Source organism: Nocardia sp. XZ_19_369, from assembly GCF_015355715.1.
Taxonomy (GTDB): domain Bacteria; phylum Actinomycetota; class Actinomycetes; order Mycobacteriales; family Mycobacteriaceae; genus Nocardia.
The window spans coordinates 73,700-94,549 of sequence record NZ_JACVED010000016.1; the positions used below are offsets into that span (position 1 = coordinate 73,700).

General features: G+C 61.8%; 8 protein-coding genes. 1 reads left to right on the top strand and 7 read right to left on the bottom strand.

Going from position 1 to position 20,850, the window contains the following annotated elements; genetic code table 11:
- Positions 1–4: 4 nt before the first annotated feature.
- From IBX18_RS40905 to IBX18_RS42970, 6 genes are all read right to left on the bottom strand, one after another.
- A complete protein-coding gene (locus tag IBX18_RS40905) occupies positions 5–6,685 on the bottom strand; it encodes a PA14 domain-containing protein (RefSeq protein WP_194838786.1) in 6,681 nt (2,226 codons plus the stop codon).
- Positions 6,686–7,764: 1,079 nt separating this feature from the next.
- Entirely contained in the window at positions 7,765–8,073 is a 309-nt protein-coding gene (locus tag IBX18_RS40910; RefSeq protein ID WP_194838787.1) for a hypothetical protein, read from the bottom strand.
- Positions 8,074–8,476: 403 nt separating this feature from the next.
- Complete coding sequence (locus IBX18_RS40915) at positions 8,477–9,277, bottom strand: lytic transglycosylase domain-containing protein (protein WP_228542571.1); 801 nt, start codon at positions 9,275–9,277, stop codon at positions 8,477–8,479.
- 54 nt (positions 9,278–9,331) lie between these two features.
- Positions 9,332–10,384, bottom strand: coding sequence for a hypothetical protein (locus tag IBX18_RS40920; protein WP_194838788.1), 1,053 nt, complete (start codon positions 10,382–10,384; stop codon positions 9,332–9,334).
- Between the two features lie 310 nt (positions 10,385–10,694).
- Complete coding sequence (locus IBX18_RS40925) at positions 10,695–11,258, bottom strand: hypothetical protein (protein ID WP_194838789.1); 564 nt, start codon at positions 11,256–11,258, stop codon at positions 10,695–10,697.
- A gap of 10 nt (positions 11,259–11,268) precedes the next feature.
- Positions 11,269–17,715, bottom strand: a complete 6,447-nt coding sequence (locus tag IBX18_RS42970) for a PA14 domain-containing protein (RefSeq protein WP_194838790.1) — start codon at positions 17,713–17,715, stop codon at positions 11,269–11,271.
- Positions 17,716–19,682: 1,967 nt separating this feature from the next.
- On the opposite strand from IBX18_RS42970, the gene IBX18_RS40935 reads away from it, so the two are divergent.
- Positions 19,683–20,270, top strand: a complete 588-nt coding sequence (locus tag IBX18_RS40935; RefSeq protein WP_194838791.1) for a GrpB family protein — start codon at positions 19,683–19,685, stop codon at positions 20,268–20,270.
- Here IBX18_RS40935 and IBX18_RS40940 read toward each other — a convergent pair.
- A complete protein-coding gene (locus IBX18_RS40940; RefSeq protein ID WP_194838792.1) occupies positions 20,267–20,458 on the bottom strand; it encodes a hypothetical protein in 192 nt (63 codons plus the stop codon). The genes IBX18_RS40935 and IBX18_RS40940 overlap by 4 nt on opposite strands.
- Positions 20,459–20,850 lie beyond the last annotated feature (392 nt).

Consider the following 20,850-nt stretch of genomic DNA (forward strand, 5'->3'; position numbering starts at 1 on the left):
CCTTTCACTTATCGAAATGATAGGGTTCATCATAGAGGTTGATATCAGCTTTCACAGGGCTGGGCACTTCTGCCGAAGGATAGACGCTTACTTTTCCTGCGCGCACTGACCCATCGAGCGATATTATCAGGGCAGGTGTCTTAGCGCCCAATTGCGATCCATAAATAGCCACGCTGCCGTCTCTCAACATATGAGGTATACCAACCCCCGGGAACGCTGCTTTCGCGGCCGCGAGAGCGACTAGCGCGGCATCTCTCTGACCGAGTCCGAGTTCACTGATCTTCGCGCTGATCTCCTCCGATACACTACCTATCTCCCCCGCTGCTGACGATGCTTTGGCGTCCTCGCCGATCTGCCGACCGACCTGGCCTAGCACCTCATCCTTGTTCGGTGGCGTCTTGCCTGAATCGTAATTGTCAGCTAGTGACTGCGCTACCTTCAAGAGGATGTTCCCCAGGGCGTCGCCTGCTGCTATCGCGGCGCCGGCGCCGGCGCCGACCGCAGCGACCACGAGCGCTGCCGCTCCTGCTAGCGTGTTCAAACCGGAGGGTGTGTCCCCCGTCATTGGTGACCGCCCGCTCAGGTCTTTGCTGTTGATGGGGTCGGCGTTGGCGTAGTCGTAGTTGTTGGCGGATCCACCGGAAACCGGATCGGTTTGCAGGAATCGTCCGAGTATGGGCAAGTAGGTGCGGGCACCCATTTCAAGGGCTTGTTCGCCAGCGAGGTGTTCGATGGGGATTCTGTGTTGGCCGAGGTATCCGAAATCGAGGCCGCCGGAGGCGGTGTCTGGAATCGGAATATCGCCGATGACACCGGTGGCGGGGTCGATGTTCTGGCCGAATGGGTCGTACAGGTGAATATTGCCGGTACGAGTGCCCGTGTTGTCGGCCGTGAACAGGATATCGCCATGGATATTCGGATATGAGAATGTGCTGGGTTTGCTACCGGTGTACGTCTTTGTGAGAAGTACGCCACCGGGTAGTGGCAGGGTTCGCTGGAGTAGGTTCCCATTGCCGTCAAGGACGAATTCAATGCTTCCTGTCGGGCCGGTGTAGCCGTATCGATTAGCGCTGGATATCGGTGCACCGTTGCTCTTGGTTTGGACCGACCGCATCATGATGCGGTCGTTGACGTCTCGCGCGTAGTTAATGGTGGTCCCGTCTGCGGTGCTGGTAGAGACGTGGCGACGGGTCGAGTCATAGCCGAGTGTGTCACCGCCGATCTTGGCCGTGTTGCCGTAGGCGTCGTAGCCCAATGCCAAGGTGGTGGCACCGTTTGTAGAGATCAGCCGATCGGCGTTGTCATAGCAGTAGTTCGTGGTGATTGCCGCAGCACCGTCGAAGCTATCGGTGAATGATGTGCGGTTGGAGTTGAGTCCTGCCTTTTTGTCGGGCCCACATCCATTGGCGCCTGCATATGCGTAGGCCAGCTGATGGTGTGGGACAGCGGCGGCGATCAGACGGCCGACGCCGTCATAGGTGTAGGAGGACTTGTAGATCCCTCCGGAGCTGTCGGTGATCGTGTCGTCGGTTATTCGCTGGTCACGAGCCCGGGTGACTGCGTCGGTCACCGTAGAACCGCCTGTTTTCCAGGTGAGGGTGCTGAGAACACCAGCGTCGCCACGGCCGATCGACAGACTGGAATTATTGCTGTAGGTCGCGCCCTTCAAGATGCCGGCTTCGTAGCTGGGCGTAGCTACTTTGACGCCGTCCAAGTCCATACTGGTGAGGAGGGTGGCGTTGTCCCAGTGATAGTCGATCGTTGAGCTGACGCCCTTGATGGTGCTGACGTCGCGAACCTTGCGGCCCGCACGATCATATTGGCTGGTTGTTACGACACCGTTCGCGTCCGTGTATGACACGAGCTGCCCGATCAAGTCGACGACAATGGTGGTCGAACCGGACTCATCGCTGACCTTTTCGACAAGCGGGTTACCGTTTACAGCATAGTCGTAGGTCACGGTGCGAGCGGGTCGGCCGTCTATGGCAGGGTACGACTGTTTCGTCGTCCTGCCGCGAGCGTCGAACGCAGTGCATGACCATGGCTGGGTATTGATCCGGGATGCCACCACTCGCCCGGCATTGTCGTATACGGTTTCGGCGATATTGGCTGATCCGTCGGCGTTCTTGGCTGCAGTGATGGACTTGACCATGCCGGCCTGGCTCGCCGGTGCGGACTGCGCGTCGCATGGATTGGCCCGGGTCTCGCTGTCCCCGTAATATCCATACGTGGCGCGTTGGGCGGCATCGGCGATATCGCCTCCTGGCAATGCCTGGGCAAGTTTCCGCAGATAGCCTTTGCCGGGTTGTTCGTAACTGTTGCGGCGGACCAGGTTCGCACCATCCGGGTCGTATGTCGCCGAGGTCGCCAGCGAGAGCACCGGGTCAATCCCGTTCGCAGGATCTGCGAATCCGGTCACGCCCTTTTTCGATGGCGCGCGGTCCACATTGGGGTCAGAGGCGTTGTCGGCGACATTGCTGGTCTGCAGTCCGTATCGAGGTGCCAGGTTTTGACCGGGCACAGTCACCGGAACGCTGGTGCCCGGAGGTGTCCAGGTGAAGTTGAGTGCACCAGTCTTGCCTGAGTGGTTGTAGTAGTCGATCCGGACCCGGTGCCGAGCACCCGCGGTGGTGTTGGTGTACGTGCCTGGGATAGCGGTTGAGTTCTTGTCGGTCCAGGAGTCGATGATCGAGACGTCATCGATCCACAGTCGAACACCGTCGACCGCGGTCAGGCCGAGCTTGTAGACACCTGCTGCTGGGAACAGCAGCTCACCGGTGAACCGACCTGACCAGCCGTTACCGTTCGCCACGGGTGGATTGGCGCCCCAGCTGGCAGCCAAAGAGCCGTCTTGGGTGCCGACACCGGTCTGCCAGACCGCAGGGGTACCCGAGAGGAACGGGTTGGCGTAGAACTGGGCTTGCAACCCGGCCATTCCTTCGTCGTATCCGGTGTGAGCGTGCGGAATCGTGCTGGCGCACGCCATTGTGGGTAGCTGACCTTGGAAACACGATGCTGGCGCCGGACCGTAGGTGTCGATCAGTCGATCGGCGTGATCGTAAACATTGGTCGTCCGCCGCCCGGTGGTGTCCACCACGGCGGTCGGCTTGTCCTTCGCGTTCCATTCCATACTGGCGGTTAGCCCAATTGCATTGGTTGTGGCCAACGCACGACCGGAATTATCGAAGGTCACCTTCTTGGCATTCACAATATCGGGAAGGTGCACGCTCGCGTGGTATTCGCCCGGTCCGCCGTAGAGGTAGCTGTGGCTCATTTGGTTCGTGCTGGGCCGGGCATTGCCCGTCGGCATCGTGATCTTCGTGGGTCGCGCGCCGGGCTGATCGCGGCCCACGACCTGCCATGCGTCATAGAACGAGTCGTATTCGATTTGAAAGCGGTCGTTGAAACCGTCGGGATTCGCAGACGCCGTCGCGAGCCAATCATTGATCAACGGCGTACGCATTTGCATCAGTGGGCCAATGGCATCACGTAACTTCTGTGCTTGTGGGCTATTGGCGCCGACCTTTGGGATCTCGATATTGGCACTGAGCTCGTTCAGGTAGGTGTAATCGTTGACATCGCTGCCGGGATTCTCGACCCGGTCCAGCGTTCCCGCGATCGAATACCACAACCGTGTCTCCGTGCCATCCCAGTACTTGATCCGACATAACATCTGTGTCGGCGCACTACCGATCGCACCCTGCGGTTTAGTCGCGCCACCGTAGCAGCTGTCGCTGCCGTCGGTGTTGTAGTGCAAAGTATGCGAACGCTCTGACACCGGATCGGTGACCTTTGTCAACCGCGGTGGGCTACCACTGTAGGCGTACTGCAATGCGGCAGGCTTCTTTGAATCCAGTACCGACGATACCGCTCCCAACGTGCCATCGGAATTGAAAACCGATGCCATGTCTCCTTGGGTGACAGTGATCTTGCCCGAGTTGTCGACGGCGAGCACACCATCCTCGTTCGCGGGCGGCGTGTAACCGCCGGCGGAGGCTTTGCTCCAGGTGTGCTTGGAGCCGGTGCCGTCAGTCAATACTACCGAGCCGTCCAGCATCTCAGCCTTGCTGTAGTTACTACCCTGCACCGACAGCGTCCAGCCCTTGGGCAGCGGTGAGGGATCCGAGGAGAACAGCCAATCGGTCAGCACTATTTGAGGACTGAGATTGAAACTTCGCCCGCCGTTGTTGGTGGCGCTCCTGGTCCACAACACCATCCGCGGCGTGTTCGTCGTGTGGTGATACAGTTCGACCTTGATCGGGACCCGCACACCGGCAGTCAACGGCACATCCTGGGGTCCCTTAGGCCCCGCAGTAAAGAAATCGCCGGGCAGACCGGAAGCGTTCGCGTTGTCGTAGACCAACTGGTTGTTGATCCAGATTCGCGCACCTTCGGCGTGCACGCCGGCAAAACGGAAGTCGCCCGTGGTCGGCGGCTTGAGCTGACCTTCCCACCGAACCACGTACCAATCCGGATTCAGCCCGGAAGGAATCGGATTCGGCTTCCATGGCAGGTTGTCAGACGAATCACTGAGTGCGTTACCCCAGTCCATATTCACCTGTGGCTCGGTACGCACCATCACCGGAACGGCATCCGGCTTACCCGTGTGAGTCGAGTCGTTGAAATATGAAGCTCGTACGCCGTGGGGCTCCCCCTGCCGAGAGTTATAGGCCAGAGCGATACCCGATTTTCCACCCACCGAAACGAACTGGGGACCTCCAGTATCAGTGTGCACATTGCCGTTGAAAAGATTCACAGACATAGGGCCCACCGCGTCGATCGTGGACTTTCCCGTATCGCCAACTCGCTGGTTTACGGTGAAGTGTCCGACCCACTGCGGAGTCGTCGTGGTCACACCGCCGGCCAGCGCGGTGAGCACCGTCCACGTGTACTTGCCTCCATCATGAAGCACGTTCAGCGGCACAGTCCAGGTCGGCTTCGACAGGCAGCCCGAGTCCACCACACTGCCGGAGCGGCCGTCGAATCCGGTCGCCACCTTGAAGCAGTACAAGGTGGCGTCGCCGGACGGGTTCGTAACCGGACTTACCGCTAATGTCGGTGTGGCCGTGGCAGTCACGCTCTCATCGGCTGGTGCAACCAGGGTGGTCGGCGGCGGTGCGGTGCCGTAATCGACAACCAAGCCGGACTGCAACGTCTTGAACGAGAAGTCATCGGTTTCCCCACCCGAGAGCAGGAACCAGGCGTTGTTGTCCTTCGCGGCCACCCGTTCGGCGATGTAGCCGGTCAGCGCCGAGGAGAACATCGCCCCTGCGTCACCCAGCGATGCCGACGCCAACTGTGGGCCTGTGGCCGTGTACCCCAAAGGATTCGATGCCTGATACAGCTTCGATGTCACCGGCGCCGAGGTGCCAGTCTGGCCGGTGCGCCGGAAATCCATCCGGGCACCGATCACGGCCTTGCCGAACAGCGGGGAGAAGTCGAACCGAAACGCCGAACGCCAGAACAGGTTCGCGTTGTCAGGCCGAGCGTTGCCGACCTGGATCCCGCATGTGTTGTCACATTGGGGTGCACTGCCGGAGGAGTACGCCCTTGTCTCGGCCGTATTGCCGAACCCGTAGGTGTACGTCGGGTCGATCGTAATCGGGAAGGCTCGCTTCTTGTCTGTCAACCAGCCCTTGTCTACCGACACCGTCAACGACCACGAATCCCCTTTACGCACAAGCGTGTACTTCCCACCTGTACGCGCCGGAGCAGCCTTCTTCTTGTCCTTGGCGTTCTTGACGGCCGAATCGAATACCTCAATCGGGGGCAACGCCGCGACCTGTACAGCCTTGCCATCGGTGATTACCACGCCGTCATCCTTGACGTGCGGAGTCAGACCGTTACCGAGCTTCAGGGTGAACACCCACCGGCCGTCACCAACAGCCTTGGCGTCCTTGACGATAACTGCTTCTTTGACCGCACCTGGCTCCACCGTGTACTGCAGGTCCTGCCCTGGCATAACCTCGCGGTAGGTGACCGTCGAGCCCGACACTTCCCGCTGCGCCTTCCGTGCACCATCGAGGCCCAGCGACACCGGCGCGTTACCCGTATCGACCCGAACCAGCGCCGGATCATCGGCATAGGGCGCGAACTGGGTGTGCGCACCATCACGCGCCGCAGTCGCGATCTTCGAACCGGGCTTGTCCAGCACCCGGGTGTCCATCGGCACCCACCCACCGCGCTCGTCGCGCACGCTCACCGGCATCCGCGACAACACCACCGAACGCGAACCATTCTTGTTGACGTACTCGACCGAATTCTCGGTCCTCGACGCCTCCTTCGACGTCTTCGGATCGAACCCGTCGTGTGTCCCGGACGACGTCGTTCCCGCTCCCCGCAACGGCCCGAAATCAGCCTCTGGCTGCGCAACGGGATCCCCCCTCAACGGCTTCGGATTATCGACCGGACTCAGCACCGGCACGTCACGAAGTTTCGACGGCCCGGCCAGCGCGGGTGGCGGCAACACCACTTGTACCAGCGACACACCCACCGCCATCGCCACGACGAATACGGCAATATGAACAAACGACGACGACGCGACATGGCGCAGCTGAGTCGCGCGTTTTGCGGCAGCGGCACTTGCCCGTGCCAGCGTGGTAATCGTTGCGAGCACGGCGGCGACCCGGAACTTTCGGGCATGCCGACTCTGACGGCGTATCTGGTTGTATCGACTGAATGTCATAGTCCCCTCCTGCTCATCGCCGATCAGGAGGCATCTATCCTCGGACGTCGAAATATGCACGGGCCCAAGGGAATAGCTCCCAGGTCGATGCTAGGCCGACAAGATCACCGAAGGGAATGAGCCGTCATCTGGGGAGCAAATCCAATCAGGGTGGAGCCTGGGCGATGCACTGAATGCGGAGAAGCGACCGCCGGAACTGGGGACGATCTCTCGGCTGCAACACACTGCGTAGCAGCGCAGCATCGTGTCTGGATTTGCTCGAAGTAGTCGCCGGTTGCAGATACCTTTGAGAGGCTCGCACGAGCTGCGTCATCCGTGCCCACTCCACGGATCGCGGTGCGCGCGGATCGGTGCAGCTGGCCGGAAACACCCAGCGCAGCCTCGCAGGCCAGTCACTCAATCCTTCCGGGTTCGAACACTGAGACCTGGCCTCGGTCGTGGGCGCTGGGTCATCGTCGCGGCGACAAGGTCGGCTTTGGTATCGGTGACCAGGCGAACCCTGATGCGTCGCAGACGCGTTGGTGAGAGGCTCGCCAGGGCCCTTCCCTCACCGGCGGGGCCGTGCACGATCGCTCGGACACAGTGTTGGAGGAGGACGTGCTCGCGGGACCAGTCAGCGATCGTGCCGAGATCGCTGGATATTACTCATCTTCCATATTGCCGGTTACCCGCTGGCGCCCGTTGTGCCCCCGCGGGCCCAAGCACAGTTGGTGAGGCGCCTCCGTCGAGCCTCGGATCCCGAGGCTGCGCAAGGCACTTGACACCACACTGTCCATCGAGCCCGCCACCTGCGGGCTTCTCACTTCCATCTCCTCCGGCCGAAGAATCCCTACTCGTTCCCTTACACCCAGCTTCCGAGCATTACCGCACTGATCTGGTCACACCCAGATCAACCGCCGGACACACGCGATGACACAACGCACCGCCACCACACCATTCACACCGATGACCCAAACCAGGTCTGCCCACGATCCACGAGCCCTGCCCTACCCCGTGGCCGTCCCCGCCACCAGCAGCCCGAACAACCCTCTGCAAGAGCCGAATTCAGCCAAGAGGCCGACAGCGGCACGAATCACGTGCTATTTCGGGCAGCCGTTCGTGGTCGGGTTGGTGGCACACAGGGCCGAGCTCCCGGTTCCCGAGCTGCCGGTGGCCAGCGGGGTACCCGCCACATCGTTGTTGCCGACCTTGACACCGCCACTGACCGAGGACCCGGTATCGCTACTGCCGGTGGCCAGCGAATCGAACAGCCCACCCAGGGCACTTCCCGAGCCGGAGCTGGCCACAGGCGCGACAGCAACCTCAGCAGCTGACGCCGTACCCGCCGCAGCCAACAGCAGACCCGATGCCACAACCATCGCGGCACCGAACTCACGAATATTCTTCATGGAATTCTCCTCACAAGGAATTTGCAACGCCACCCTCACATTCCCCAGCGAGGGGGCGGCCCAGTCAACAAAAGCTGCGCAATGAATTGTTAACACATTTCCCCGAGCGTCGACAACTCGAAGCAACAATCACTACAAATCAAAGACAGCTCCACTTAAAAGCCAATCAAATCAGTTCGGCAACAGCAGGGCGCGCGTCTACGACCTCACCTGCGAGCAGGCAAGGTTTCTCTCGGTATGTGTTTCATCCTCAGGACAAACCCCGACAACATCTTCGATCAGGATGAGCCAGACAGCACCTGATGAGAAATCGGGAGAGGGCGGTCACGGTGAGACGCACAATTGCAGGGACCCCATTTGGATTAATTTGTGGCTCCTGGCTAGGCGAGGTTCGCGCGCAGGGTTATTTGGTGTAGCTGGTGGCGGTGGCGTGTATCTTTCTTACGTAAGTGTCGGAGTGGTTGTAGGCGAAGATGGCCTTTTGCCAGCCGCGGGCGGTGGCCAGGTCACCGCCGGAGGCGCACAGGTACCGTGCTGCCGCCAGGGCTGCGTCGTCGATGTTGTCCGGGCTCCCGGTCAGCTCGGTGGACGTCGCGGGTGTGGCCTTCGCGAGGGTGTGGGCCAGGGTTTTGTAGTCGGTGTCGGCGCGCACACCCCAGCGTTTCCAGGTGTCGGGGATGAACTGGAACGGACCCGCCGCTGTCGCGTAGACCGTGTGCCCGGTCCGGGCCGAGGCATCGGGATCGGTGATGCGGGCGTTGCCGTTGGTGCCATCGAGCGCGACACCGCGGATGGGGGGTTTCACTAGTCCGTCGGTGCCGATCTTCGCGCCGCGGTGGCGGCCGTGGTCGCTTTCCACCCGGGCGATCCCAGCCAAGGTGGTCCATCCCAGATGGCAGCCGGGTTGGGTTTTCGCCAATACCACCGCCGCATATCCATAAGCCTGCAACGCCCGGACCGGGATCCCGTACTTACCGCCCCTGCCCCGCGCCCAGTCCTGCAACGGGCCCGCGTGACGACCGGCCGCGGCAAGCTGAATCGCCGGCACCGGATCCCCGGCACCCGGCGGCGCAGCACGGACCTCCCGCTCCGGTCCGCGACCGCAGCCTGCGGCTGCTACCGCGATTACCGCCATCAGCAACACCACCACGGTCATCCGGCTCTGCCGACCACCTGCGCCAACTGTGTATCTGCTGTTCATCATTTCTCGCAACTCACTGCCGAGCCTTGTCCGGTGCCGCAGATTCCTGCATGTCCCCTACTTGCACGGCCGGGCCGTGGTCGTAGTGGTCGGCTTCTTCGACGTCGGTGCCGGTGTCGTCGTGCGTTGTGGGCTGGTGGTAGCCGGTGGCCGTGTGGTCGTCGGAGGTACTGATGTGGTCGTCTTCGGCTTGGCGGTGGTGGTTGTTGTCGGGCACCCGGTCGGCTTCGTGGTCGACGGCTTCGGCTGTTGGGCGGTTGTCGTCGCCGGGACGATCACGGTGACCGTGGACGGTTGCGGCGGCGTCGTGTCAGCCGGGACCACGACGGTGACCGTCGAGGGACCACCAGGCGCCTGCGTGGAGGGCTGCCGGGAGGCTTGCACCGAAATGCTGCCGTCGATCGAGAACCCCGGCCCCGGCCCGCCGGTCGGGGTCTCGGTGATCGTGGACGGCGCGGCGGTCTCGGTCACCACGCTGGTCTCCGTCGCGACCGGGTCGTCTCCGCTGACCGTGTCCACCTGGGCTGAGTCGGTCACCGTCACCGTCGCCGGAGTGATCGACTGATCGATCTCCCCAGGCTCCACGTCCGGGACCTCACCCGGTGGGGGCACATCACTCGGTGTCTCGGAAACGGTCGTCGCGACGCCGGTCTCGACAGGTGTTGTGTTGGTCGGGCCGCCCTGCAGCAACTGGGTGATGTCGTCGAAGCTTTGTGTTCCCGCGTCCGCGTCCGACGACGAAGCAGCATCGGTCACCTCGTCGGACTTCTTCGGTTCGGTCCCGGTCACGATCAACACCGTGATCACCGCGATGATCGCCACGGCCGCCGCAGCAGCGTAAGGCAGGTGCCGGCGAACATCACCCGCGGTGGCGTAAGCAGCGACTTGCCGCCATCGCCGTCGCAGCGGTGACACGGGCTCATCATCGAAGGACTCATCACCATCAGTGAAATCCTCTTCAGAGGCGTCCTGGTCCACATCATCCGCATCGTCGAAGGCATTCGCCTCATCCGACACGTGTCCTTCGTCGAAGGTATCCACGGGTATCGCAATGACCTGGGTCTTGTCGGGATCGTCATGATCGGGTGTGTTGTTGTCGGGTGTTCGCACCAGCGTGCTGCTTTCTTCTCAGAGACGAGCCGGCCCGCTGCCGATGGGCATGCAGGATGAACTCGTCGACGACCCAAAGGGCACGCCACTACCAATGACGGACTTTTCCGATGTGATGCGAACCGCGCCGCCCGCAGCGGTCCTCGAATCGCGAGCGGCCCGCGCCGGACATACCCAGCGTGAACCGTCATTTTGACCAGGGCGGTCAGCCTGCGGGGGCTGACCGCCCTGTCCATAACCCAGGAACGGCGATCGAAACGCCAATCCGAACGCGATCAGGCCAGTACATCAACCCGGAGAAAGATCGGGGCTAAGATTCCTCGTTACCGATCATTTCGGGTTCTGGCTCGTTACATATTTCGACCACCGCCTCCGAAGGCGCACCGTTCAACATGCTCGCAGAAACCGATGCGATATCAAAAGTTTGCTCCGGCTCTTGGAGTTTGAAGTAGAACCACAGACTGCCCTCGGAAATTCGATATCCGTGGGCCCGGATGCGGAGATCACCTCGATGCCCAAACATTGAGCCTAGGTCTATCGCGTACAGCCGCATACCGGTTTGAGGTGCGACGGTCAGAGATGGCGGGGGGGAGGTTATGCCAGCCTCAGGCAACCGCGGTTCACCGAGCAGTATCGGCCACCCGCGAGGCGACTGCGCAACCACAGCGGCCGATATGGATGCGATCGAGAAGTCATGCAGCGGCCCTCCATTGAGATTCTGGGTGGCTATGGAGAAATCGATGGTCTCGCCGTCGACGCCATATGCTGTCGAGAAGATTCGGATCTCCTCTCCGGAAACGAGCAGCGGCACCTCTAAATTCAGCTCGAATAGGGGCGGACCACCTGGCCAGTCCATACGCTCTGTCAGCTTCATTCCACTCCTATTATTCTGGCACTCCCAGGTACCGTCCACCCTTTCGGATCGCCTCGTCGAAGTTCGGATCCTTTGAAATATCGTCGAGGTACTTCCGTGGCGGCGGAGCTCCGTATTCATCTTCAAACTGTTTCGTGTTGAAGTTGTACTGATATTTTTGGTCCTTATCATTACCTCTTCCGTTCGTGGTTTGCAGATGGAGCTGGCCCGGCCTCCTACCTGGGTTCGGGTTCTCCACGTCGATCCGCCAGTATGGTTTGTTGCTACTCTTCTCCTCACCCAATGTCTTCGAAGTAGTTTGGGCGCCCTTTGAGCCGAGCATGCTGCCGTCAGGCGATACCGTACTTGGCAGCGGCGACTTTGCAGCCTCCTTGTGCTCCCCTGGGTTCATGCAGCCTTGGCTGCAGTCCCCGTGTTGGTCTCCAGGGGTGCGCGGCCTGCCCGGGCTCGGGTCCGGCTTTTTCTTGTCCTTGTCAGGCTTTTCACCGGTGAGGTCTAAAGAGTTGATGGGGTCGGCGTTGACGTAGTCGTAATTGTTGGCTGATCCGCCGAGGATGGGGTCGACTTGGAGGAACCGGCCGAGCACGGGCAGGTAGGTACGGGCTCCCATCTCGAGGGCTTGTTGACTTGCGACATGTTCGATGGGGACGGTGTGCTGGCCGAGGTAGCCGAAGTCCATGCCGCCTTCGGCGGTGGCGGGGATCGGGATGTCACCGATGGCGCCAGTGGCGGGATCGATGTTTTGCCCGTAGGGGTCGTAGAGGTGGAGCGCGCCGGTGCGAGTGGCCGTGCCGTCGGCTGTGAAAAGGATGTCGCCGTGGGTGTTGGGGTAGGACCAGTTGGCGGTTTTGGTGTCGGTGTAGCTCTTGGTGAGCAGAGCGCCGCCGGGCAGTTTCAGCACTCGTTGGCGCAGGGTTCCGGAATCGTCGAGGACGAAATCGGGGCCGCTGGAGTTGGTGGTGAACCCGTAGCGGGTGACTTGTGCGGGTTTGGCGTTGTCGCGGACGGTTCGCGTGGTGATGCGGTCGGTGACGTCGCGGGTGTAGGCGACGGAGCGTCCGGCCGCGGTGGTGGTGGAGATGTGGCGGAGGGTGGAGTCGTATCCGAGGGTGTCGGTACCGACTTTGGTCGCGTTGCCGTAGGTGTCATAGGTGAACGACAGGGTGGTGGCCCCGTTGGTGGATAGCAGCCGGTCGGCGTCGTCGTAGCAGTAGTTGGTGGTGGTTGCCGGGGCGCCGTTGAAGCTGTCGGTGAAGGCGGTGCGGTTGGTATTCAACCCCGCTTTCTTGTTCGGCCCGCAGCCGTTGTCACCAGCGAAGCTGTAGGTGAGTTTATGGTGGGGCACGGCGGCCGCGACCAGGCGGCCGACCCCGTCATAGGTGTAGGAGCTGTTGTAGGTGGTGCCGGATCCAGCGGTGTCGGTGATGGTTTCGTCGGTGATGCGTTGGTCACGGGATCGGGTGACCGTACTGGCGACGGTGGAGCCGGATACTTTCCATGTGAGGCCGGTCGTTGAGCCGGCGTCGTTGTGGGTGATCGCGAGGTTGGATCCGTTGCCGTAGGCGACTTTGTCTAGGATTCCCGCGGTGTAGCCCGGGGTTGCGACCCGTGCCCCGTCAAGGTCCAGGCCGGTCAGCCGCGACGCGTCATCCCAGTGGTGATTCAGGGTGGAGGTCACCCCCTTGGCCGCGGTGGTTTCACTGATCTTGCGCCCGGCGGTGTCGTACTTGCTGGTGGTGGTGACGCCGCCCGCGTCCATGTAGGACACGATCCGGCCGAGCAGGTCGATCATGGACGTGGTAGATCCACTGTTGTCGCTGACCTTCGACTTCAGCGGGTTGCCGTCGACGGCGTAGTCATAAATGATGGCGCGGGCCCCTTGGTCACCCATCGCCGGGAACGACTTCTCCACGATGCGGCCACGGGTGTCGTAGCTCACACACGACCACGGCTCACTGTTGGTGCGGACAGCAACAACACGTCCAGAGCCGTCGTACACCTTCTCGAGCACGCTGGCTAATCCGTCGGAGTTCTTGGGTCCCCGGACGGTTTTGACCCTGCCGCCCTGATTGGCCGCCTCGGAATTCGATTTACAGGGGTTCGAGCGGGTTTCGCTGTCTCCGTAGTAGGTGAATGTGCCGCGGTTGTCGGGATTGGTGAGCTCACCGGCAGGCATGGATGCGGCCAGTTGGCGGAGATAGCCTTGGCCGGGCTTTTCTACCAGCATCCGCCCGGTCAGGTTGATGCCGCCCGGGTCGGCGGTTCTGGAAACCGTCAACCCGAACACGGGGTCGATCCCATTGTCAGGGTCCGAGTAGCTTGTCGCGAGTTTCTTCGAGGGTGCGCGTTCGTTGTCGTTGCCGGAGGTGTTCTCAGCGATTTGGCTGGTTTCGAGTCCGTAGCGGGGTGCCAGGTTTTGCCCTGGCACTGTGACAGCGGATCCGGTGCCAGGGGGTGTCCAGGTGAAATCGAGTGCACCACTGGTGCCGCTGCGGTTGTAGTAGTCGACCCGAACACGATGCCAGCTACCCGCGGTGATGTTGGTGTAGGTGCCCGAGATCGCAGTGGCGGCCTTGTCGGTCCAGCTGTCCACAACGAGTACGTCATCGATCCACAACCGGACACCGTCGACGACGGTGAACCCGAGCTTGTACTCGCCGGTCGCGGGAAACTTGACCTCACCCATGAACCGGCCTGACCAGCCGCCACTGTTCGCGACCGGCGGCGTCGGTCCCCAGTTCTGCTTCAGGCTGCCGTCTGCGGTCCCGACGCCGGTGCCCCACTCCTTGGGAACACCCGCGAGGAACGGGTTGTCGTAGAACGCGGCCTCGAGCCCTTTCAGGTTCTCGTCGTAGCTCTTTCGGGTGTGCGGCATCGTCGCCGCGCATTCAGGCGTGGGGAATTGCCCGTTGAAACACTCGCCCGGGGCCGGGCCGTACTCGTCGGTCGGCCGGTCCGCGTGGTCATAGGCCACCGTCGTGCGTCGACCGGTCGTGTCGACCGTTGCCGTTGGCTTGTCTTTGGCGTTCCATTCGCTGCGGACGGTGTCTCCGACGGCGTCGGTGGAGGTGAGCTGACGTCCAGCGTCGTCCCAGGTCACGCTGTACACAGGCATTTTGTTGATGCCGGCAACATCGATGTGCGCGGTCTTGCGAGGGATGTCATACCGGTAGCCATGGGTCATCCGGCCACCCAGGCTGCGGCCGTCCGCCGCTGGGGCGGTGACCTTGATGACTCGTGAATGTGGAGGTCGTGCAACAGTGACGTCGTCGCGGAACGCGTCGTATTCGATCAGAGTGCGTTCGGTGTTGTCGTTGAACGATCCCTGTCCGGCCCGCCAGTCAACCGCCAAACTGTCGCGGATCTCGTCGAGAGATCCGACGGCGTCCATGGCTTTCTGCTTTTTCTCGGTGTTGTTGCCTGCCTGGTCGTAGTCGAGTTTCGCCGCTGCCAGGTTCAGGTAGCTGTAGTCACGGATTTCAGAACCGGGATTCTCGATCCGGCCCAGAGCGCCGACGATGTACCACAGCCGTGTTTCGGTACCGTCCCAATACTTGATGCGGCACAGCTTCTGCGCCGGAGCCGAATAGGTCCCTGGCGGCAGGGATGCGCCGCCGTAGCATTTGTCGCTGTTATCGGTGTTGTAATACAGCGTGTGTGCTCGACCGGAGACCGGGTCCTTGATCTGGGTCAGCCGCGCCGGAGTTCCACTGTAGAGGTACTGCAACGAGGCGGGCTTTTTGCTGTCGGACACCTTTGAGACCGCGGCCAGGGTGCCGTCGACATTGAAGACCGACACCGCACCGTCCTTGGTGACCGAGACCCGACCGCCGGCATCGACGGCGAGAACGCCGTCCTCATCTTTGGGCGGGGTGTAGCCACCGGCCGACGCTTTGGTCCAGCCGTGTTTTCCGCCTGCGGTGTCGGTGAGCACGACCGACCCGTCGAGCATCTCGGCCGCGACGTACTCACTGCCCATCAGCCCGAGGGTCCATCCGCCGGGCAGCGGTGCGGGGTCCTGAGCGAACAACGATTCGGTTTTGACGATCTGGGGATTCCAGTTGTGGGTACGCGAAGTACTCGCACCGGTGGTGCTCTTGGCCCACAACACCATTTGAGGCTTGCTGGTCGTGCGGTGATACAGCTCGATCTTCAGCGGCACCCGCTGCCCCGCGTTCAACGAAATGTCGGTGTTCTTCTTCGCGGCGGCCTTGGAGAAGTCGGTGCCGACCGAGGAAGGATTCTGGTTGTCGTAGGCGAGGTTGTCGTCGATCCAGATCTTCGCCCCATCAGCGTGCGAGCCCGCGAAGCTGAAGTCACCGGTCACCGGAGCCCGGAAATAGCCTTCCCAGCGCACGACGAACCACTGCTTGTCCAGCGCCGTGGGCATCGGGTCTTCCCTGAAGGGAGAGTTTTCCGATACGTTGCTCCAGATGTTGCCCCAGTCCAGATTCACCTGGGCTTCGTTACGCACCATCACCGGCGTCGTATCTGCGGCACCGTTGTGGTCGGCATCGTTGAAATACGATGCCCGCACACCATTCCCTTCCCCGCCTTGGCGCGAGTTGTACGAGAAGGTCACACCCGCGGACCCACCCATCGCCTCGAAGAGTGGTCCTGCCGCATGGGTTTTGAGGTTTCCGTTGAACAGGTTGACCGTGACCGGCCCCATCTGCTCGGTCGGCGCAGGTCCCGGATTACCGATGCGTTTGTCGACGGTGAAATGGCCGACCCACTTCGACGGTATCGGTGTTGTTGCACCCGATGCCACGGTCGCGACGGTCCAGCTGTAGCGGGCGCCGTCGCGCAGGACATGCTCAGGCACGGTCCACTTCGGTGTGCTCAGGCAGCCGGAGTCGACCACACTGCCGGAGCGGCCGTCGAAGCCGGTGGAAATCTTGAAGCAGTACTTGACCCCGGCCGCGGCCTGGCTGACCTCCAGGACAGGCATGTCGGTCGCGATCACCGAATCCTCGCCCGGGGCAACCCGGTTCACCTCCGGTCCCGGATTGGGATTGGTTGGGTCGGTGGGGTTTGTGCCGGTACCGTCGCCGTAGTCGACGATCAATGCCGCTTGCAGCTGCTTGAACGAGTAGGTGTTGGTTTCGGTACCGCCGAGCATGAGCCAGGTGTTCTTGTCGCCAGCTTTGACGCGGTCACCGAGGTAGGTGGTCAGTGCGGGCGAGGTCAGAGACCCTGCTTCGCCGACACTGCCTGAGGCCAACTCGGGGCCGCGCGCACCGAAACCGAGCGGTGTGGTCGCCTGATACAGGCTCACCTGCGAGGCGGGCTTCATCTCGGGCCAGCCGTTGAACAGCTTGAGGTCCATACGGGCGCCGGTGACAGTCTTGCCGGCGAGCGGGGCCAGGTCGTAGCGGATCGCTGAGCGCCACAACACATTGCCCAGAAAGTTTCTGGAGTTGCCGGTACGGATACCGCAGTTGTCTTCCACCGAGCACGCGCCAGCGCCGTCGCGGTAGGCGATCGCCTCGGCTTGGCCGCCGAAGCCGAAGGTGTAGGTCGGATCGACCACCACCGGGAACTTGCGGGCGGAGTCTTTCAACCACTTCTTGTCCACCGCCACCGTGAGCTGCCATGCCTCACCATCACGAGCCAGGCTGTAGTCACCGCCGGTACGCGCCGACGGCTTCTTGTCCTTTTCGTTGCCCGCCGAATCCCAGACCTCGATCGGGGGCAGCGCGGCGAGGACCTTGCCGGTCTTGTCGCTGATCTTGACGGTCTTGCCGTCCACCTTCGGGGTGAGTGCGCCGGTGTTCAGCTTGAACACCCAACGGCCCTCGCCCACAGCAGAAGCCGACTTCAAGATGATCGACTCTTTGATCGCATCCGCCGACACCTCGTAGGTCACATCGGTATTCGGCAGCGCGTTGGCGTACGTCGCGGTCGATCCGGTGACCTTGCGGCTGGCTTTGCCCGCACCCTTCAACTCGAGAGTGACCGGGGTGCCGTTCTGGTTGACCCGGAACAGATTCGGGTCGTTGGCGAACTCGGCCAACTCGATCCCGACACCGGTACGCGCCGCGGTGACCCGCTTGGAATCCTTGCGCTCCACTAGGCGGGTATCGATCGGATCCCAGCCACCACTGCTGTTGCGCACACTGACCGGCACCTGCGACAACACCACCGTCTTGGTGCCGTTGGCGTTGGTGAACTCAACCGAATCCTCGGTACGCGCCGACTCTTTCGACGTCTTCGGATCGAAACCACTCTTCACCGGCCCAGCAGCCGCAGCGCCACCAGCGAGCAACGGCGTGAAATCCGCCTCCGGCGCCGACTGCTTATTCGTTAGGGAAGGCTTCGCTACCGCTTTTGACAGCATCAGCGGAATATCGCGCGGATTCTTACCTTTCGGTGCCGCGGCAGCCTGCGGCGACACCACCACTTGCACCAACGTCGCGATCAACGCGGCAACCAACACCGCCGACCACGACACCACCTTTAACCGATACCAACTAGCAGGGAACCAACGCACCAACGCGTCGCCCTGACGGCGAAACCTCATCACACTCCACAACACCTGAGCCCATCCCCTTGACGGGCCATCCCCAAAGCGGGCGAAAGCGTAACAACGCGACAAACCAACTCAGGACGGAACTAGTCGCACATCGACCAGGCGTCCTGTTAAACGGCTCACATCAGAAAGCTTCAGCGCATCATTTGACCAGCTACTTTTGTGTTTATGCTCAATTGCGTTCCAGCGCAGGGGGTTTGCCGTTCTGCGCGCACGCCGAGAATGCGCGTAGCGCTCGAACCAACATGGTGCTCAACGGCTTCGAAGTTGTTGCAGTACCGTGCGAGAATCGCACGTAAACACTTCATAGCTGAAAACATCCAGTTGGTCGAGGGTTTCGCTCCCTGATTTTGTCAATCAGTTCATATCCGCGAAGGGGTATTGTCATACAACCGTTGCCGCACAACGGGTTCAACTAACCCTGCGGCCCGAGTCCGCGATCAGCCGACTTTCTCACAGTTGGCATACTTGTTGCAGTTCAGCAGCTTTGAGGTACGACGACTCCACGCAGGAGGTGACGCGGTAGGGGCTCCCCCAATGATTCGAGGGCGAGACCCCTCGCCTTCTCCGAACTGCCGCCAGTCGAAGCGAACCGGCCACCTGGCCCAACGAAGGATCTGCTAAACGAGCCCCCGCCGCCAGCGAGTTCCATTGCGCAACTGGACGTCCGACCAATACTGGTTGTGGCATTGAACCCGCACATCGCGAGCCAGCGCGCCTAGCACCGACCCCGACTCAGGCCGGCGTCGAGCCACTCAGGCTCCTCTCAGCTTCCGCTCAGTGTCCTTTCATGACGCACTCTATGGGTGCCACATCCTCACGAATTCGCGAGAATGTACGAAAACGATTGCAGCACTAAGGATGTCAGACTCTCGCACGATCGCCATCCACCAACAACGCCCCTCAACCGGCGTCACGCTCCGCAGCCAAACGGTTCACGCCCGACCCGGCGCAGCCAGGGATAAGTCAACTAAACTATGAGATAGATCACCACAAGTTGGCGCGTTAGCAGCTCGTTCACAGGCCCCGACAGGCCCCGAGCACGGGGCTCAGGGCCGGGGCCGGGGCATCTGGACGAGACGACACACTCAGTCCAGGAAGACATTCAATGCCACACCCTTCACCGGACATCACAAGCGCCACACTGAGCCATGACCGAAGCCAACCACTCTGCAACGCCGGATCGACAACCGCGGTCACTGCCTAAAGACAAGCCCGCCCTCAGCACGCCTTAATGCCCGCAACTGCACCGAGCATCACGGGTAGAAGGACTCGACCGCAGCCACAGCCGTGGAACACTCGATCCGAGCCGGAGGCGCAGCCACTACCCCTTGACCAGCACTGATGACCGGCGCGATCCCATGACGGACCAGTGAGGTTGCTGGGCGCTGGATTCCGCCGCCACACAGGACGTACAGGTCCGGATGCTCCATAGATGGACCCTGCGCTCCGCCGACGAGATTCCAGCAGTCCCAAGCCCTCTCGCCGCATCAGCTTCCAAGTCCTGATGATCCGGCGCATGGCTGCCAGCCAATGCCGTCACGTGACATCAACTCGCCGCGAGTAGTCCGCGCTGCGTGCAGGTACCGGTCGTCGTGCTAATTACTTCGCGAAGCGAAGTGCCCACTCACTCGCCGAATTACACGGGCACCGCCGGGAGTAACCTCTGCGAGACAACCAGATTCCACAGCTAGATGCTCGGGCAGTCTGTGGTGGATGACCGCCTGAACCCGCACCGATTACGGCTCCGTTCCGCTGGATAAGCCGTGGCCGACCGGACGTGCCGTAATTCCGAATGGCGAGTGTTCGCAGGCGCGGCGATGTCCCTCCCATAAAGTCGCGTCCGCGCGCAAGAACATCGAACCCCCGGCGGGCCATTGCTACGTTGAGATGTGCCTACCTTCGAGGAGATCACCCGACACCACGACCCGGACCCAGCCGAAAGCCCGTGGGTGAACGGACCCCCGCCACCCGAAACCGTCTCGATCGTCGCTTACAAGCCCGAGTGGCCGCGCCGCTACCAGGTCGCGGCGACCGAGATCCGCGCGACGCTCGGCCCGGTGGCGATGGACATCGAACATGTCGGCTCGACCTCCGTCGAAGGACTAGCCGCCAAGGACGTCATCGACATCGACTTGACAGTGGCCGATCCTTCCGACGAGGACCGCTACGTCCCTCTGCTCACAACGATCGGCTACGTCCTCACTGTTCGAGAGCCGTCCTGGCATGAACACCGGTGCATGAGGCTGGCCGAGCCTCGCGTGAACCTGCACGTGTTCGGGCCAGAGTGCCCAGAGGTCATCCGGCACCGCATGTTCCGCGACTGGCTGCGCGAGCATCCCGAGGACCGTGCTCAGTACGAGGACGCAAAACGCGCGGCGGTCCCAGGAGGTGGGCATGTCATGGACTACAACGCACGCAAGCAGGAGACCATCCGTGCGATCTATGACCGGCTCTTCCGTGCGGCGGGAATATTCTAGGCACCCAGGCGGAACTGCACTCGGCACACGCTGGTGATGCCGTGCTCTTGGTGCCGAACATGCACGGCGTCCTCGGCGCCGTCGTACTCCACGACGACGTGATCACCGGCCGAGAGCAGCTGCTCATCGCCTTGGATCTCGTAGGTGACAGTTATCGGCTTGTCGCCTGCCTGAATGCGCACTCTCACGTCGTGAATCTAACGGCACAGCGCGAACGCACTCTTCCGCCGTCCACAACGGCGGTCCGAACGTACGCACCTGCCGGGCCCCGCGTGTTTTTAAGGGACCAGTGCGGGTCTGCGGAAGGTCAACGGCCGCAGATGATCTCAGCGTCGGCAACGCACCAATATGTCGACTTCCACGCACATGACGCCGCAGTGGCGCGTCCTGCACTTCCAGTCTGCGGCGGCCTCCCAAAAGCGATGCCAGCAGGCCGGTGACCCTGATTCTTTCCTGAGAATGCGCGCGGTGTGGGAACTGGGCGATTGTGCGAGCCGTTGGCGGGGAGGCACATCGGGTGGGTTCAATGGTGGGAAGGATGCTGGCCTCATGCGGGTAGGCACGGTCGGGCAGGTGCGTT

Excerpts from the sequence above, each read along its gene's own strand:
- IBX18_RS40905 (WP_194838786.1), bottom strand. The coding sequence starts at position 6,685 with ATGACATTCAGTCGATACAACCAGATACGCCGTCAGAGTCGGCATGCC.
- IBX18_RS40925 (WP_194838789.1), bottom strand. The coding sequence starts at position 11,258 with ATGAAGCTGACAGAGCGTATGGACTGGCCAGGTGGTCCGCCCCTATTC.
- IBX18_RS40915 (WP_228542571.1), bottom strand. The coding sequence starts at position 9,277 with ATGATGAACAGCAGATACACAGTTGGCGCAGGTGGTCGGCAGAGCCGG.
- IBX18_RS40910 (WP_194838787.1), bottom strand. The coding sequence starts at position 8,073 with ATGAAGAATATTCGTGAGTTCGGTGCCGCGATGGTTGTGGCATCGGGT.